This is a genomic window from Microbacterium sp. ARD31 (assembly GCF_031844425.1).
This window is the reverse complement of sequence record NZ_JAUZVE010000030.1, coordinates 63,739-79,862: the sequence shown is the minus strand read 5'-3', so window position 1 is coordinate 79,862 and position 16,124 is coordinate 63,739. Positions and strand designations below refer to the sequence as shown.

Sequence of the window (16,124 nt, the reverse complement as noted above, 5' to 3'; positions counted from 1 at the left end):
GTCACTGACTCTTCGCTCGACTCCCGATCACGACGGCACGCAACGATCAGAAGATCGTGTCGGGCTCATCACCACGGGGCTTCGAGGTGGAGTCCCCATCCTAGACCACAAGGCCTTGTTCTCTCTACGAGAGGTTTGGGATGGGTTTCGTTCTCCGCTTGAGGGGGCCGGAGGCCTTTCGGTCTCTCGCTCTTCCCTGTGGGGCGAACAAGTAATAAGTTACGCCGCTCCCCCGGGTCGGGCAAATCATGTTCGCATCCCGGGCGTGTCGCGCAGGAATCCGCGCCGTACGCAGAGAGGCCGCCCTCCCCACGGCGGGGACGACGGCCTCTCGGAACGCCGCGGTCAGGAGACGAACACCCCTGCGAGGGTCTTCTTGCCCCGCCGCACCACCGACACACCACCGGGAAGCGAACCGGAGACGACGTGCTCCTCGTCGGCGACCTTGACGCCGTCGACCGACACCCCGCCCTGGGCGATCGCGCGGCGCGCCTCGCTCGCGCTCGACACGAGACCGGTCTCGAGCAGTGCCTGGACGACCGGCACGCCGCCGGCCGCCGTCATGTGCGGGAGTTCCTCCAACGCGGAGCGCAGCGTCGGGGCATCCAACGCCGTCAGATCACCCTGACCGAACAGGGCGTCCGACGCCGCGGCGACCGCGGTCGCGGCATCCACCCCGTGGACGGTCGTCGTGACCTCGATCGCCAGCCGGCGCTGCGCGGCGCGGCGGAAGGGTTCGTCGGCGACGAGTCGCTCGTACTCCTCGATCTCGGAACGCGTCAGGAAGGTGAACACCTTCAGTCGCGCGATGACGTCGGCGTCGTCGGTGTTGAGCCAGAACTGGTACATCCGGTACGGGCTGCACATGTCGGCATCCAGCCAGACGGCGTTGCCCTCGCTCTTGCCGAACTTCGTCCCGTCGCTGTTCGTGATGAGCGGGGTGCCGATCGCGTGAACGGACGTTCCCTCGACCCGGTGGATGAGGTCGGTCCCGCTCGTCAAGTTTCCCCACTGATCGCTGCCACCGGTCTGGAGGACGCAGCCGTACTGGCGGTGGAGCTCCAGGAAGTCCATGCCCTGCAGGATCTGGTAGCTGAACTCGGTGTAGCTGATCCCCGCATCCGAGTTGAGGCGGGCGGCGACGGCATCCTTCTTCAGCATCGTGCCGACGCGGTAGTGCTTGCCGATCTCGCGGAGGAAATCGATCGCGCTCAGGGGCGCCGTCCAGTCGAGGTTGTTCACCATCCGCGCAGCGTTGTCTCCCTCGAAGCTGAGGAAGCGCTCCACCTGACCGCGCAGACGCTCGACCCACTCGGTGACGGTCTCACGGGTGTTGAGCGTGCGCTCCGCCGTCGGGCGCGGGTCCCCGATGAGCCCGGTGGACCCACCGACGAGGCCCAGCGGCTTGTGCCCGGCGAGCTGCAGCCGTCGCAGGAGCAGCAGCTGGACCAGGTTGCCGAGGTGCAGGCTCGGAGCGGTCGGGTCGAACCCGCAGTAGTACGTGATCGGCTCCCCCGAGAGGAGCTCGCGGAGCGATGCCTCATCGGTGGACACGTGCACGAGACCACGCCAGACGATCTCGTCCCACACGTTCGCGAAGGACGGGTCGTTGGCGGGCGCGAGGGCCTTCAGTTCGGCGCTCGGAGCGGATTCAGACACGCCTTCCAGGCTATCAGCGGGCGTGCGGCGGCCCCGCGTGCCGGCACGGGTCAGACCGACGTCCCCCACCAGAGGAGGAAGGCGGCACCGAGCGCCGTCACCCAGCTGACCAGGCTGCCGATGAGGAAGTACTCGGCGCGCGTGCCCAGGTCACTGTCACGGGAGATCTCGGGAAACCGCACGATGCCCTTCGCCGCGAGGACCGCCGCCAGGAGCGTGAACGCGCCGGTCACCGTCAAGGCGAACACGAGCACACGCTCGAGCGGGCCGATGAGGCGGCCGCCCTTCAACGCGTCCGGGGCGTCGGCGGCGACGTCTCCCCCGCGGAGCGCGGCGCGGACGACCACGTTGCCGGATTCGCTCAGGAAGACGACCGCGCCGAGCACGAACAGCGCCACGTCCAGGCTGACGGCGCCGAGGGGGGAATCCGCGGGCCACGACTCGCCCAGCGGCCCTTGATCCGGGCGCACTCCGTCGAACGCGACCGCGACGAACGCGACGACGGCGACCGCGACGAGCGGCCAGAGACCCGCCCGGCCCCCGGCGGAGCCGGGCGTCGCGAGGACCCATACGGCCGCGACCGCGACGGCGACGAACGCCCACACCACCGCGTCCGCACCGGCGGCACCGATGAGGACGACGAGAGCGGCGACCGCGTACGCACCGGCGCGGCCCCGAGACGGCACGTACAGGCGGATGAGGTCGGCGACACCCACCGCCAGAAGGACGATCCCCGCGCCGATCACGAGAGCTCCCGGCTCAGGTCGGCGAAACCCGCGACGAGCGCCGCGGACCCCGCCGAGGCGAGCGCCTGCGAGACCGCGGGCTGGGTGACGCCCTCGGCCTCGGCGAGCTCCCGCTGGGTACGGCCGAGGCAGCGTCCGTAGGTCAGCCGTCGCGTCCGTTCGCTCATCGACGCGACGAGATCGTCCCGCGCGAGCAGGTAGGCGTTGGCGTACGCGATGCGGTGGAGCATGACCGCATCCTGCCCCTCCGCGGCGGCGATCCGGGTGCGCGCGCGCGGCACGGCGCGGTCCTGCAATCGGTGGGCCTCGTCGATCGCGGCCCGGGCTGCCCACCATCCGGGTCCGTCCGTGATCGACTCGTCGACCGGGTTCACCGTGCCGACACCGACCCCGAACCTCAGCTGAACCCCGTCGGGGAGGTGCAGTTGCACGAGCAGCAGGGACGTCAGCGCCGCCGCGAGTCCCGGGTAGACGGCTTGGAACTCGTCCCCGACGGTCGCGGTGAGGGGTGCACCGGCGACCGGGTGGTCCGCGTGGACGCGTTCCGCGGTCGCCACGATCGCCTGCTGCGCCGCCGCGCGGTCCGGAAGGCTGCGTGATCCGACGATGTCGGCGATCACCGCTGCGTCGTCGCTCATAGGGACAGGGTAGGCCGCTTATGCCGAGCTGGCAATAAGCTTTTTACTTATTTTGTCGAGGAGATAAGTGAGGGAGACGGTCGCAAAGTCACGCGCTCAGGGCGCGAGCGAGTTCCTGGGTGCGCGCGACGAGCGCAGCGCGCTGCTCCGAGACCCGCACCGGAGCCGTCCCACCGGACCCATCCCTGCTCGCCACCGATCCCTCGACCGTGAGCACCTCACGCACCCCCGGCTCCAGGTGCGGTGACACCTCGGCGAGGAGGGCGTCGTCGGCATCCGCCAACTCGATCCCGCGCGACTCGCACGCCTGCACCAGCGCACCCGAGATCTCGTGCGCGTCCCGGAAGGGCACACCGCGCTTGACCAGCCAGTCCGCGACGTCGGTGGCCAGGGAGAACCCCTCGGGCGCCGAGGCCGCCATGCGTTCCGTGTCGAAACGGAGGGTGGCGATCATGCCCGCGAACGCCGGCAGCAGCACCTCGAGGGTCGCCACCGAATCGAAGACCGGCTCCTTGTCCTCCTGCAGATCGCGGTTGTACGCAAGCGGCAGCGCCTTCAGCGTCGCGAGCAGACCGGCCAGGTTGCCGATGAGGCGACCCGACTTGCCGCGCGCGAGTTCGGCGATGTCGGGGTTCTTCTTCTGCGGCATGATGCTCGAACCCGTCGAGAAGCCGTCGTCCAAGCGGACGAAGGAGAACTCCCGCGTGTTCCAGATGATGATGTCCTCGGCGAAACGCGAGATGTCCACACCGATCATCGCCGTGATGAAGGCGAACTCGGCGACCACGTCGCGGGCGGCCGTGCCGTCCATCGAGTTCTCGGCGGGCCGGGCGAGACCCAGCTCGTCAGCGACGAGCTGCGCGTCCAGGCCGAACGTGGCACCGGCGAGCGCTCCCCCGCCGTAGGGCGAGACCGACGCGCGGACCGACCAGTCGCGGAGCCGCTCGAGGTCGCGGACGAGGGGCCAGGCGTGCGCCTGGAGATGGTGGGCGAGCAGGACGGGCTGCGCGTGCTGCAGGTGCGTGCGACCGGGCATGATCGCCTGGGGGTGCGCCTCGGCCTGCGCGACGATGGCATCGATGACACGCACGAGATCACGCGCGATCACGCGCGAGTGATCGAGGAGGAACAGCCGCACGAGCGTGGCGATCTGGTCGTTGCGGCTGCGTCCGGCCCGCAGCTTGCCGCCCAATTCGGGGCCCACCTCGCGGATCAGCGCCGCCTCGAGGGCGCCGTGCACATCCTCGTCCGACTCGGTCGCGACGAGCTCGCCCGACCGCACCGCCTCGCCGAGCGCATCGAGGCCCGCGTGCATCCGGGCCTCCTCGTCGGCGGTGAGGTAACCGGCACGTCCCAGGGCGCGCGCGTGCGCGTGCGAACCGCGCAGGTCGTAGAGCGCGAGGGCCCAGTCGAAGTGCGTCGAGCGGCTCAGCGCAGCGAGCTCCGGCGAGGGCCCCGAGGCGAAACGCCCGCCCCACAACGCACCCTGATTCGTCGCTTCGTTCTTGCTCTCGCTCACGACTCCACCCTATCGGCGGGCTCCCCGCCGTCCGTCGGCACCGCTCGCCGCGACACCGCCGCGAGCGCACTCTCGAGCGGTCCGCGGCCGACGAGGATCGCCCACAGGCTGCACAGGACGATCGCTCCCAGGTAGAACCACCCGAGCGGATGCAGATCGCGGAACGCCCGCAGGTCTGTCGTGTCGCCGAGCACCGCGAGGGCGATGAGAGCCCAGGCGACGACCTGGCCGACGTAGGCGGTCAGGGGCATCGATCCGACGGCGCGCAGAGGTGCCAGCACCCAGGTCAGCGGCGTACGGCACACGAGCAGGCACGCGCCGAGGACGGCCATCGCGAACCCCGTCGACGACACGACCTCGACGATCCCGCCGCTGTGCGCCTCCGCACTGAGGACGGTCGCGGCGTAGGAGTCCGGTGGCGCCCCGCCGGCCATGTCCGCGAGGAGCCCGATGACCGCGCCGAGCGCCGTGAGTGCGACACCCGCCGCGAGGATCAGCGCCTGGGTGCCCGCCCGCCGCAGATCGGTGCGCCCCAGCGCCATCCCCGCCGCGACGAAAGCGATCCACAGCGGGAAGGGGTAGGCCCACCCGACGGCGAAGAAGAGCGTCTCCCCCGCCTCGCCGTCCCAGATCGGCAGGGCGTCGAGGAACGGCAGGAACCAGGGGACGACGAGGGCGACGGATGCCGCGATCGCCCACAGCGCCCACGGCGGAAGCGCCAGCAGGGGCAGTGCGAGGAGGAAGAGGATGCCGTAGGCCGGCAGGATCACGTAGATCGGGACGCCGGTCTGTGTCAGGAGCAGACCGATCGCCCACAGCAGGACGGCCCGGACCGCGAGACGACGGCGGTCTACGCCCAGTCGCGGGGCGCGGCGCGGCATCCGTCCCCCGGTCATGAGCGCGATCGACACACCCGCCAGCACGGCGAACAGGATCGAGGAGCGTCCGTTGACGACGTCGATCCACGTCGCGGGGTCGTCGATCCGCAGCGGTTGCTCGATGGTGAGCAGGTGGGCGGCGAGCATCCCGAACACCGCGAGGGCGCGGGCGAGGTCGAGGCCGTGGAGCCTGGCGGGGCCGTTCCAGCTCCGCCAGGCACGGCTCACTGCTGCCGGAGCAGCCACACCAGCAGCGCCTTCTGCGCGTGCAGGCGGTTCTCCGCCTCGTCCCAGACGACGCTCTGCGGACCGTCGATGACATCCGCATCCACTTCGTACCCGCGGTCGGCGGGGAGGCAGTGGATGAAGATCGCGTCGTCCTTCGCGAGCGTCATGGTCTCCTGGGTCACCTTGTAGGAGCCGAGATCGCGCAGGCGGGCGATCTTCTCCTCCTCCTTGCCCATCGAGACCCACGTGTCGGTGACGATGACGTCGGCACCGGCCGCGGCCTCGTTCGGGTCGGTGAAGAGGGTGAGCGATCCGCCCGTCTCCGCAGCGATCCGGTCGGCGTCGGCGACCACGTCCGCCCGGGGCGCGTAAGCCTCCGGCGAGGCGATCCGCACGTGCATGCCGGCGGTGACGCCGGCGAGCGCGTACGAGTGCGACATGTTGGAGAGACCGTCGCCGAAGAACGTCAGCGTCAGACCCTTCAGCTCGCCCTTGTGCTCGCGGATGGTGAGGAGGTCCGCGAGCAGCTGGCAGGGGTGGAAGTCGTCGCTCAGCGCGTTGACGACGGGGACGCGGGTGCCCGCCGCCATCTCCTCGAGACCTGCCTGCGCGTAGGTGCGCCACACGATCGCAGCGACCTGACGCTCGAGGACGCGCGCCGTGTCGGACGGGGTCTCCTTGCCGCCGAGCTGACTGTTCGCCGTCGAGATGATGAGCGGGGACCCGCCGAGGTCGGCGATGCCGACGGCGAACGAGACACGGGTGCGGGTGGAGGACTTGTCGAAGATGACGGCGACGGTCTGCGGACCCGCGAGTGGCTTCTCCTTCCAGCGGTCGGCCTTGAGCTCGACCGCGAGGTCGAGGATCTCGGTCTGTTCGGCGGGGGTCAGGTCGTCGTCGCGCAGCAGGTGGCGGGTCATGCGGGGGCCTCCGTCGTGTCAGAAGTGTCGTCGGTACCGGGGGTGTCGTCGAGCATCAGGGCGTCCTCGACGGTGGCGAGAGCACGAGCGAACAGCGTCTGGAACTCGTCGATCTCGACATCGCCGATCGTGAGCGCCGGCGCCAGGCGGATCGTCGCGTCGTTCGCGGCGTTGATGATGAGCCCGTGCTGCTGCGCCGCGGCGACGACGGCTCCGGCGACGGGATGCCGCAGGGCGACACCGATGAGGAGCCCCTGGCCGCGGCATCCGGTCACCAACGGGGAACCGATCGCGGTGACCGCGTCGCGGATCTGCCGGCCGCGTTCGGCGGCCGTCTCGACGAGTCCGGCTCGTTCGATCTCGTCCAGGACGGCCGACGCGACCGCGGTCGCGAGCGGGTTGCCGCCGAAGGTCGACCCGTGGGTGCCGGGGTAGAACAGGTCGCTCGCGGCGCCGAAGGTGACGAGCGCGCCGATCGGGATGCCGTTGCCGATCCCCTTGGCGACCGTGATCGCATCGGGGGTGATCCCGGAGTGCTGGAAGGCGAACCATGCCCCCGTGCGACCGGCGCCGGTCTGGATCTCGTCGATGATCAGGAGCGCGCCGTGGCGCCGGGTGATCTCGCGCGCGGCGGCGAGGTATCCCTCGGGCAGTTCGAGCACGCCGGCCTCGCCCTTGATGGGCTCGACGAACAGGGCGGCGACGCGGTCGTCGATCGCCGCCTCGAGCGCCTCGATCGTGGAGTCGAGGAACTCCACACCCGGGACCATCGGCTCGAACGGCTGCTGCATGGCGGGCTTGCCGGTGAGGGCGAGGGTCCCCATCGTGCGCCCGTGGAACGCGTTCTTCAGGGCGAGGATGCGGGGGCGCTCGGATCCGCCGTGCAGGCGGGCGAGCTTGAAGGCGGCCTCGTTGGCCTCGGCGCCGGAGTTGCCGAAGTAGACCCGGCCGGACTCCCCCGTGCCCGCCAGCCGCTTGAGGCGGGCGGCGAGCCCGAGCTGCGGCGGCGTCGCGAAGTAGTTGGAGACGTGGCCGAGGGTGGCGGCCTGGTCGGCGACCGCCTGCACGAAGACCGGGTGCGCGTGACCGAGGGAGATCACGGCGATTCCACCCAGGAAGTCGAGGTAGCGCGTGCCCTCGTCGTCCCACAGGTGAGCGCCCTCCCCGCGCACGAGCATCGCGTAGCGTTCGCCGGAGTTGAGGACGAGGTCGCGCGCGGCATCGTCCTTCCAGGTCGTCGTCGTCTGCACGGTCATCCCGCCACCACCTCGGTCCCGATCCCCCGCTGTGTGAGGAGTTCGACCAGCACCGAGTGGGGCTGACGTCCGTCGATGATCGCGGCGCGGTTCACGCCGCCGTCGACAGCGTCGAGGCATGCCTGCATCTTCGGGATCATCCCGGATTCCAGGCGCGGCAGCATCGTCCGCAGCTCCGTCGCGGTCAGGTTCGAGACGAGCGAGTCGCGGTTGGGCCAGTCGGCGTAGAGCCCCGCGACATCGGTCAGGATGACGAGCTTGACCGCGCCGAGCGCGACCGCGAGGGCGGCGGCGGCGGCATCCGCGTTCACGTTGAGCGAGCTGCCCGGATCGTCGACGTCGGGGGCGATCGAGGAGACGACCGGTACGCGACCCGCGGCCAGCTGATCGAGGATCGGCTGAGGGTCGACGGCGACGACGTCGCCGACGTGCCCGAGGTCGTGCTCGGCGCCGTCGACGACGACACCCCGGCGCCGCCCCTGGAAGAGCCCGGCGTCCTCCCCGGACATGCCGGTCGCGAACGAGCCGTGCGCGTTGATCCGCGAGACGAGCTGCGGGTTGATCTGCCCCGCCAGGACCATGCGCACGACGCCGATGGCCTCGGTGCTCGTGACGCGGTAGCCGCCCTTGAACTCGCTCGGGATGTCGAGACGGTCGAGCATCTTCGAGATCTGCGGGCCGCCGCCATGGACGACGACGACCTTCACACCGACGTGGTGCAGGTAGGCGATGTCCTCGGCGAACGCGGTCTGCAGCTCTTCGCTGACCATCGCGTTGCCGCCGTACTTGATGACGACGATCTGCTCGCGGAAACGCTTGAGCCAGGGAAGGGACTCGACGAGGACCGCGGCCTTGCCGGCGGCCTCTTCTGGGGTGGTCTGCTGGATGTCGGTCATGACGAGTAGGCGCTGTTCTCGTGGACGTAGTCGTGGGTCAGGTCGTTGGTGCGGATCGTCGCCGCCGCATCCCCGACGCGCAGGTCGATGAGGATGTGGGTCGCGCGGGGCGTCAGGTCGACCTCCTCGCGGGGGCGATCGGGGCCGCCGGCCGTGCACACGCGGACCCCGTTGAAGGACACGTCCACGTCGTAGGGGTCGAAGGCGGCATCCGTCGTCCCGATCGCGGCGAGCACACGACCCCAGTTCGGGTCGTTGCCGAAGATCGCGGCCTTGAAGAGGTTGTTGCGTGCGACCGAGCGGCCCACCGTGACGGCGTCGTCCTCGCTCGCGGCGCCGACGACCTCGATCGTGATGTCGTGGCTCGCCCCCTCGGCGTCGCCCTGCAGCTGCGTCGCGAGGTCGAGGCACAGCTCGGTGAGAGCGGCGGCGAAGTCGGCCGGGTCGGGTCGGATGCCGCTGGCTCCGCTCGCGAGGAGCGTCACCTGGTCGTTCGTCGACATGCAGCCGTCGGAGTCGAGCCGGTCGAAGCTGACCCGCGTCGCCTCGCGGAGCGCGGTGTCGGCGGCCGCGGCATCCAGATCCGCGTCGGTCGTGATGACGACGAGCATCGTCGCCAGCCCCGGGGCGAGCATGCCGGCACCCTTGGCCATGCCGCCGACGGTCCAGCCGCCCCGAGCGACCACGGCACGCTTGGGCCGGGAATCGGTGGTCATGATGGCGAAGGATGCCGCCTCGCCCCCGTCGGCGGAGAGGGCGCGGACCCCCATCTCGACGCCGTCGAGGACCTTGGCGCGGAAGACCTCGTCCCCCGTGCCGATGAGCCCGGTCGAGCATACGAGGACATCGCCGGCGCCGACGCCCAGGAGCTCGGCGGCCCTCTCGGCGGTCTGGTGCGTGGTCTGGAAGCCGAAGGGCCCGGTGAAGCAGTTCGCTCCGCCGGAGTTGAGGACGATCGCCTCGACGAGGCCGTCCCCGATGACCTGCTGCGACCAGAGGATGGGGTTCGCCTTGGCGCGGTTGGTGGTGAAGACGGCCGCACCGACCTTCTTCGGACCGCGGTTGACGACGATCGCGACGTCGTTCGCTCCCGTCGACTTCAGGCCGACGGCGACGCCGGCCGCCTCGAATCCCTGCGCTGCCGTGACACTCACGGGGCTACTCCGTTCACGCTCACACCCGTCGACTCGGGGAGACCGAGGGCGATGTTCATCGATTGGATGGCGGCACCCGCGGTGCCCTTGACGAGGTTGTCGACCGCGGCGACCACGACGACGCGGTTCGCGGCGCGGTCGATAGCGAGGCCCAGGAGCGCCGTGTTGGCGCCGAGGACGTCCGCCGTGCGCGGGAATCGCCCTTCGGGCAGCACCTGGACGAACGTCTCGTCGGCGTACGCGGACTCCCACGCCTCCCGGATCTGCGCGTCGGTGACACCGGGCACGATCGGCGCCGTCGAGGTCGCGAGGATGCCGCGCGCCATGGGGACGAGGACGGGGGTGAACGAGATCCGGATGTCGGCGGCGGCGGGCGCGGCGGCGGCGGGCGCGGCGGCGGCGAGCGCCTGACGGATCTCGGGGATGTGGCGGTGCGTGCCGCCCACGGCATACGGGTTCGCGCTGCCGAGGATCTCGGAGGCGAGGAGGTTCGTCTTGAGGCTCTTGCCCGCTCCGGACGGGCCGACCGCGAGGACCGACACGATGTCGCCGGGGTCGATGACCCCGGCGACCACACCGGGCGCGAGGCTGAGCGACACGGTGGACGCGTTGCACCCCGGCGCGGCGATCCGCCGCGCACCCGCCAGCACGTCGCGCTGCTTCCCTCCGTCGACGAGGAGCTCGGGCACGCCGTACGCCCACGGCTCGGGGAAGTCGCCGCCGTAGAACTGGTCCCACGCGGCCTGGTCGGTCAGTCGGTGGTCGGCACCCGCGTCGATGACGAGGGGGACGTCCGCCAGCATCTCGGTGTACTGCGCGGACTGACCGTGCGGCAGGGCGAGGAAGACGACGTCGTGGCCAGCGAGGACCTCGGGCGTCGTGTCCTGCAGGGTGAGGTGCGCGAGCGAGCGCAGGTGCGGCTGATGGTCGATGAGCGGCTGCCCGGCGTTGGAATGCGCCGTGACGGTGCGGATCTCGACCTCGGGGTGAGCGGCGAGCAGGCGGAGGATCTCGCCGCCCGCATAGCCGGAAGCGCCGGAGACGGCGACCGAGATGGTCATGGATTCAACCTTATTGTCTGGGGGGAACGGGGCCGGAACGGCGACACCTGCGGCTCACTCCGAGACGCGGAGCACAGCGGGAGGGTCGCCTAGCGTCGGCGGTCGCCCAGACGTCGACGCGCGCGCGAACCCGCGGAGGCGGGGAGGATCGCGGCGGAGGACACACCGCGACGGTATCGTCGCGGCATCCGGTCCCGCAAATCGACGGTCACGACGCCGTCGCGGGACCCTCCGTCAGGATGCGCAGGAGGTCGAGCTCCGCGGCGCGCTCGAGCCCCGACCCGCGCGAGCGCGAGACACCGCGGGCGCGCTCGTCGTCGAGGACCCGCGCGGTCGTCTCGACCAGGGGACGGATGCGGCCGCCCGCCGCGCGATAGGCCGCGTTGCTGCGCGTCGCGAAGCCGGGCATGTCGTCGGGCAGCCACAGCGGAAGGGACCGCGGACCCATCCAGTGGCTCACGCCGTGGCGTTCGAGCCAGTCGCCCGGAGCGACCTGCACCTGACCCGTGTGCCCCGAGAGCCGCTGCACGAGGGCGACGAGCCCGGCGAAGGGATGCGGCTCGCCCACCGCGTTCACGACCCCCTCGAACGCGCGGGCGCCCGCCGCCACGATGAAGTCCGCCAGGTCGTCGACGTCGATCACCTGCACCCGGCCCTCCGTCTGCGGCACGAGGACCGGCCCGTCGGCCGCCGCGGCGAACCGCGCCGGCCAGTAGCCGAATCGGTCGGTCGGGTCGCCGGGGCCGACGATGAGTCCGGGTCGGACGATCGCGAGCCGTGCGGCGAGACCGTCCGCGGCGCGCTCGGCGGCGACCTTCGCGCGGGCGTAGTCCTCCTCGTCGCCGTCCTGCCACGCGGGGACGATCTCGGCGGTCTCGTCCGCACCCTCCTCCTCCGCTCCGGCGTACACCGAGACGCTCGACACGTAGGTGGCGTGCGCTGCGCGACCGCCGAGGGCGTCCGCAGCCGCCTGCACGTACGACGGGACCGAGGAGACATCGACGACGTCGTCCCAGTCCCGGTCCGCGACCTCGCGATAGGCATCGGGCGCGGCGCGGTCGGCGACCACGAGACGGGCGCCCGCCGGCGCGGCACGGTGGCCGCGCGCGAGGCAGGTCACCTCGGCGCCGCGGTCGACCCACCGCTGGGCGACGCGGGATCCGAGCCAGCCGGTGCCGCTGAGGACGAGGATGCGGGTCATGCCCCCCATCGAACCAGCGACGACCGCCCGGCGACACCCCGCGGTGCGATCAGCTCGGGAGCGCCCGGATCTTCGCCAGCAGGTCGGGTCCGGTCCGGTCGAGGAGACGACCACCCATGACGATGCCGAGGACGGCGATCACGACGCCTTCGACGACGCCCACCGCGAGCGCGACCCAGGTCCAGAACCCGTCCTCGGTGGTCGAGGCGTAGGCGGCGACCGCGATGGTCGGCGTCGACAGCGCGATGACGACACCCCACACGACGAAGGCGAGCAGTCCGTTGACGAAGGTCTGGCCCGGCACGCTCTTGAACGGGCTGTCGCCCGGAGCCGCCACAGGGCTGATGATCAGCGCCGACGAGACGGCGGAGACCCCGTAACCGACGAGGACGATGCCCACGGAGGCGCCCAGCGTGATCGGGAGTGTCGCCAGGTTGCCCGAGAGGATCGCGGTCACGGTCGCGAGCAGGACGATGAGCGGCAGTCCGACGCACGCCGCACCCAGGGTGCGGCCGGCCCGGTCGGCCACGCCGCGCACACCCGTGGCGAGGACGGTCGCGTACGCCGTGCCGTCGTAGGAGACGTCGGTGTACCCGGCGATGGAGAGCATCAGCGCCGCGAAGACGGGCGAGAAGCCGAAGAAGAACCCGTCGGTCCCGCCGGTGACGAGGAACACGATCGGCAGGAGGGGTACGACCAGGAGCTGACGGAGGTACCGCGGGTCGCGCAGCCAGCCGTTCAGCGATCGCGCCCAGGTCGCACCGACGCCGCCGGTCGGCAGGAGACCGAAGAGGCCGAGGCGGCCGGCAGCCGCCACCTTGCGGGTGCGGCGCGGCGCGGCATCCGTCCCCGCGTCGATGACCCGCGACCACACCACCCACAGCACGCCGACGGTGGCGACCACGATGCCGAGGCGCGCCACCGCCGACAGGACGTCGCCCGCGGCGAGCGCGGGGGCGACGCCCCACGCGGCGCCGATCGGGGTCCACGGCAGGACCGCGGCCGCGGACGTGAGCCTCGTCACCAGGTCGCCGCCGGCGTCGAGCAGGGTAAGAACGCCGATGAGGATCGGCCCCGACAGGACGAGCAGGATCAGCACGACCGTGCCGATGAGTTCGCGGCCGCGGCGGTTGCCGCCCAGTCCGCCGGAAAGTTCGCCGACGAGACGGGAGGCGAGGACGCAGGTGATCACCGCGAGCACGGCCGCGGGGATCGAGACGACCGCCGCCAGCGGCCACCTCACCCACAGGATGACCGTGCTCAGCGCCGCGAGGGTCGTCGCGATGCCGGGGAGACCGGTCAGCCCGGTGCCGCCGAGTGCGAGCATCGTCTGGGTCCGCGTGAACGGGAAGACGGCGAGGCCGCGCGCGTCGATGGACGTGTCCATGCCGGTGAGGAGGATCGGACCGAGCACCCATCCCAGCAGCAGCGCACTCCCCCCGAGCACCGCCACGACGGTGGCGGTCTCGAGCGGTTGGAACACGGCGAGCGCCACCATCCCGGCCACGATCGAAACGAGCGCGCCGATGGCCCAGAGCGCGCCGAAGATGAAGCCCACGAGCTGCCACGGCCGACGGGCCAGCGTGTTCGCGAGGGCGCGGTACCGCAGCTTCAGGACTGTCGCAACCACTGCGGTCCCTCCGACTGGTGGCGTCCGCCGACGAGCGAGACGAACCGGTTCTGCAGGCTGTCGCCGGCGCGGACCTCGTCGACGGTCCCCGCGGCGAGCACCCGACCGGCGGCGATGACGGCGACGTGGTCGCACATGCGCTGCACCAGGTCCATCGAGTGGCTGGAGACGATGACGGATCCGCCCGAGGCGGTGTACCCGCGCAGGACGTCCTCGATGTTCGCCGCCGAGACGGGATCGACCGATTCGAACGGCTCGTCGAGGACCAGCAGACGCGGCGCGTGGATGAGGGCGCAGGCGAGCGCGATCTTCTTGGTCATGCCGGCCGAGTAGTCCGCGACGATCGACCCGGCTGCGGCGCGCAGGTCCATGAGGTCGAGGAGGTCCGACACCCGCTGGCCGATCTCCTCGCGGGGAAGGCCGAACATCATGCCCGTGTAGGTGACGAGCTGCTCCCCCGTCAGGCGGTCGAACAGCCGGATGCCGTCGGCGAGGTTGCCGATCATGCGCTTGGCCGTCACGGGGTCGCCCCACACGTCGACACCGTGCACGTGGGCACTCCCGGCGTCGGGCTTGAGCAGCCCGGTGGCCATCGACAGGGTCGTCGTCTTGCCGGCGCCGTTGGGGCCGACGAGCCCGTAGAACGATCCGGCGGGGACCGTGAGGTCGATGCCGGCGACGGCGGTGACGGAGCCGAACTGCTTCACCAATCCGGTCAGCTGCAGGGCGGGGACGGTCGGAGAGTCGGTCACGGGCCGAGCCTAACCGCCCCGACCACGCGTGTCGGGGCCGACTGGCACAGTGGAGGGATGCTGCGCACGCTCGCCGTCTCGGGTTACCGGTCGCTCCGCGACGTCGTGATCCCCCTGCAGGAGCTCACCGTCGTGACCGGCCCGAACGGCTCGGGCAAGTCGAACCTCTACCGCGCCCTGCGGCTGCTCGCCTCCGCCGCGACCGGCGACCTCATCGGCGCCGTCGCCCGCGAGGGCGGTCTGTCCTCGCTGCTCTGGGCGGGCCCGGAGAACGGCGGCGATCAGGGGACGGTGCGCCGTAACCCGATCGCGGTGCGACTCGGGTTCGCGTCCGACGAGCTCGGCTACCTCGTCGATCTGGGCATCCCGCAGGCGTCGCAGGACAGCGTGTTCGCGCGCGACCCCGAGATCAAGCGCGAGCAGATCTTCGCCGGCCCGCTCGCCAAACCGTCGACGCTCCTCATCGACCGACTGCGCGCCCAGACGCGCGTCCGTGACGGCGGGTGGGTCTCGCTCGACCAGAAGCTCGCCCCCTTCGAGAGCATCATCACCGACCTCGCCGACGGCGACACCGCACCCGAGCTGCTGGGTCTGCGACGCATCATGAACGGCTGGCGGTTCTACGACCACTTCCGCGTCGATGCGGACGCCCCCGCGCGGCGCCCGCAGGTCGGCACGAGATCCCCCGTGCTCGCGCACGACGGATCGAACCTCGCCTCCGTGTGGGCGACCGTGGTCGACGCGGGGTTCGGCGGCCTGCTCGATCGGGCGGTGGATGAGGCGTTCCCGGGCAGTCGGGTGCGCATCGCGGCATCCGACGGCCTCCTGCGACTCACCCTGACGCAGCCGGGCCTGCTCCGGCCGCTGGCCGCCGCGGAGCTCTCGGACGGCACGCTGCGCTACCTGCTGCTCTGCGCGGCGCTGCTTCCCGCCCGGCCGGCGCCGCTCACGATCCTCAACGAGCCCGAATCGAGCCTGCACGTGAGCCTGCTCGCGCCGCTGGCGAACCTCGTACGAGCGGCGGCCGCACAGACGCAGGTGCTTCTGGTGTCGCACGCCGCGGGGCTCATCGACGCCCTCCCCGACGCCCACCGGATCCCGCTCGAACGGCACCTCGACGGCACGCTCGTGAGCGGTCAGGGGCGACTCGGGGGTCCGCCGTGGAACTGGGGCACGCGCTGACGCGGGTCAGAGCGTGATGAACGAGGCCGCGACGACGAGAGCAGCCATCACGACGGCGACCACCGCGCCGAAGATCGTGAGCGAGCGGAAAACCGCGTAGCCCCGATGCCCCGCGGGCGCACGCAGCGCACTTACACCTGCGGCGATCGCCGCGATGCCGGCGAACACGAGCCAGACCGCTCCGCGCGGGACGATCTCGGCCCAGGCGCTGGGGAAGAAGACGGCTGCCTGCGGGAACAGCCATGTCCCGTACTGCCACCCCGTCGCGAACGCGACCACGCTCATCACGATCGTGAGGAGATTGACGATCGCCAGGGCGCGGATGAGGACCGCTCCGCGCGGCATGCGCAGCGGCGCGCCGCCCTCGGACGGTCGGGCACCGGCAGTCGTGGATGTCATGACCG

The 16,124-nt window shown here is 71.3% G+C and carries 15 protein-coding genes; 1 reads left to right on the top strand and 14 read right to left on the bottom strand.

The annotated features are described in order from the left end of the window. Positions 1-345 precede the first annotated feature (345 nt). The 13 genes from tyrS to Q9S36_RS37235 all read right to left on the bottom strand — a co-directional run bounded on the left by tyrS (position 346) and on the right by Q9S36_RS37235 (position 14,538). The gene (gene tyrS, locus Q9S36_RS37295; RefSeq protein WP_311289812.1) at positions 346-1,659 is read right to left on the bottom strand and encodes a tyrosine--tRNA ligase; all 1,314 of its coding nucleotides are present in this window, start codon (positions 1,657-1,659) and stop codon (positions 346-348) included. Positions 1,660-1,709: 50 nt separating this feature from the next. Continuing rightward, a complete protein-coding gene (locus tag Q9S36_RS37290) occupies positions 1,710-2,405 on the bottom strand; it encodes a hypothetical protein (protein WP_311289811.1) in 696 nt (231 codons plus the stop codon). Beyond that, positions 2,402-3,043: a SatD family protein gene (locus Q9S36_RS37285; protein WP_311289810.1), complete on the bottom strand. Its 642-nt coding sequence runs from the start codon at positions 3,041-3,043 to the stop codon at positions 2,402-2,404. Before Q9S36_RS37285 ends, Q9S36_RS37290 begins: the two co-directional genes overlap by 4 nt. Positions 3,044-3,131: 88 nt before the next feature. After that, entirely contained in the window at positions 3,132-4,562 is a 1,431-nt protein-coding gene (argH, locus tag Q9S36_RS37280; protein ID WP_311289809.1) for an argininosuccinate lyase, read from the bottom strand. Continuing rightward, complete coding sequence (locus Q9S36_RS37275; protein ID WP_311289808.1) at positions 4,559-5,686, bottom strand: heparan-alpha-glucosaminide N-acetyltransferase domain-containing protein; 1,128 nt, start codon at positions 5,684-5,686, stop codon at positions 4,559-4,561. Before Q9S36_RS37275 ends, argH begins: the two co-directional genes overlap by 4 nt. Then, positions 5,665-6,588: an ornithine carbamoyltransferase gene (gene argF / locus Q9S36_RS37270; RefSeq protein WP_311289807.1), complete on the bottom strand. Its 924-nt coding sequence runs from the start codon at positions 6,586-6,588 to the stop codon at positions 5,665-5,667. Before argF ends, Q9S36_RS37275 begins: the two co-directional genes overlap by 22 nt. Beyond that, on the bottom strand, positions 6,585-7,844 hold the full coding sequence (locus tag Q9S36_RS37265) for an acetylornithine transaminase (RefSeq protein WP_311289806.1): 1,260 nt from the start codon (positions 7,842-7,844) through the stop codon (positions 6,585-6,587). Before Q9S36_RS37265 ends, argF begins: the two co-directional genes overlap by 4 nt. Beyond that, positions 7,841-8,740 carry an acetylglutamate kinase gene (gene argB, locus Q9S36_RS37260; RefSeq protein WP_311289805.1) on the bottom strand — a complete coding sequence of 300 codons (900 nt, stop codon included), beginning with the start codon at positions 8,738-8,740 and terminating at the stop codon, positions 7,841-7,843. Before argB ends, Q9S36_RS37265 begins: the two co-directional genes overlap by 4 nt. Beyond that, positions 8,737-9,894, bottom strand: coding sequence for a bifunctional glutamate N-acetyltransferase/amino-acid acetyltransferase ArgJ (gene argJ, locus Q9S36_RS37255; protein ID WP_311289804.1), 1,158 nt, complete (start codon positions 9,892-9,894; stop codon positions 8,737-8,739). The genes argB and argJ overlap by 4 nt, the downstream gene beginning before the upstream one ends. Continuing rightward, positions 9,891-10,955 carry an N-acetyl-gamma-glutamyl-phosphate reductase gene (gene argC / locus Q9S36_RS37250; protein ID WP_311289803.1) on the bottom strand — a complete coding sequence of 355 codons (1,065 nt, stop codon included), beginning with the start codon at positions 10,953-10,955 and terminating at the stop codon, positions 9,891-9,893. Before argC ends, argJ begins: the two co-directional genes overlap by 4 nt. 208 nt (positions 10,956-11,163) lie before the next feature. Continuing rightward, positions 11,164-12,156 (bottom strand): NAD-dependent epimerase/dehydratase family protein, encoded by a 993-nt coding sequence (locus Q9S36_RS37245; RefSeq protein WP_311289802.1) that lies wholly within the window; start codon positions 12,154-12,156, stop codon positions 11,164-11,166. A 49-nt stretch (positions 12,157-12,205) separates the two neighbouring features. Beyond that, the gene (locus Q9S36_RS37240; RefSeq protein WP_311289801.1) at positions 12,206-13,786 is read right to left on the bottom strand and encodes a hypothetical protein; all 1,581 of its coding nucleotides are present in this window, start codon (positions 13,784-13,786) and stop codon (positions 12,206-12,208) included. Continuing rightward, a complete protein-coding gene (locus tag Q9S36_RS37235; RefSeq protein ID WP_311289800.1) occupies positions 13,768-14,538 on the bottom strand; it encodes an ABC transporter ATP-binding protein in 771 nt (256 codons plus the stop codon). Before Q9S36_RS37235 ends, Q9S36_RS37240 begins: the two co-directional genes overlap by 19 nt. Before the next feature lie 57 nt (positions 14,539-14,595). Between Q9S36_RS37235 and Q9S36_RS37230 the strand changes: the two genes are divergently transcribed. Next, positions 14,596-15,720, top strand: coding sequence for an AAA family ATPase (locus tag Q9S36_RS37230; RefSeq protein ID WP_311289799.1), 1,125 nt, complete (start codon positions 14,596-14,598; stop codon positions 15,718-15,720). A 6-nt stretch (positions 15,721-15,726) separates the two neighbouring features. Here the strand turns inward: Q9S36_RS37230 and Q9S36_RS37225 are convergent, their stop codons facing one another. Next, positions 15,727-16,119, bottom strand: coding sequence for a hypothetical protein (locus Q9S36_RS37225; protein ID WP_311289798.1), 393 nt, complete (start codon positions 16,117-16,119; stop codon positions 15,727-15,729). Positions 16,120-16,124: the final 5 nt, after the last annotated feature.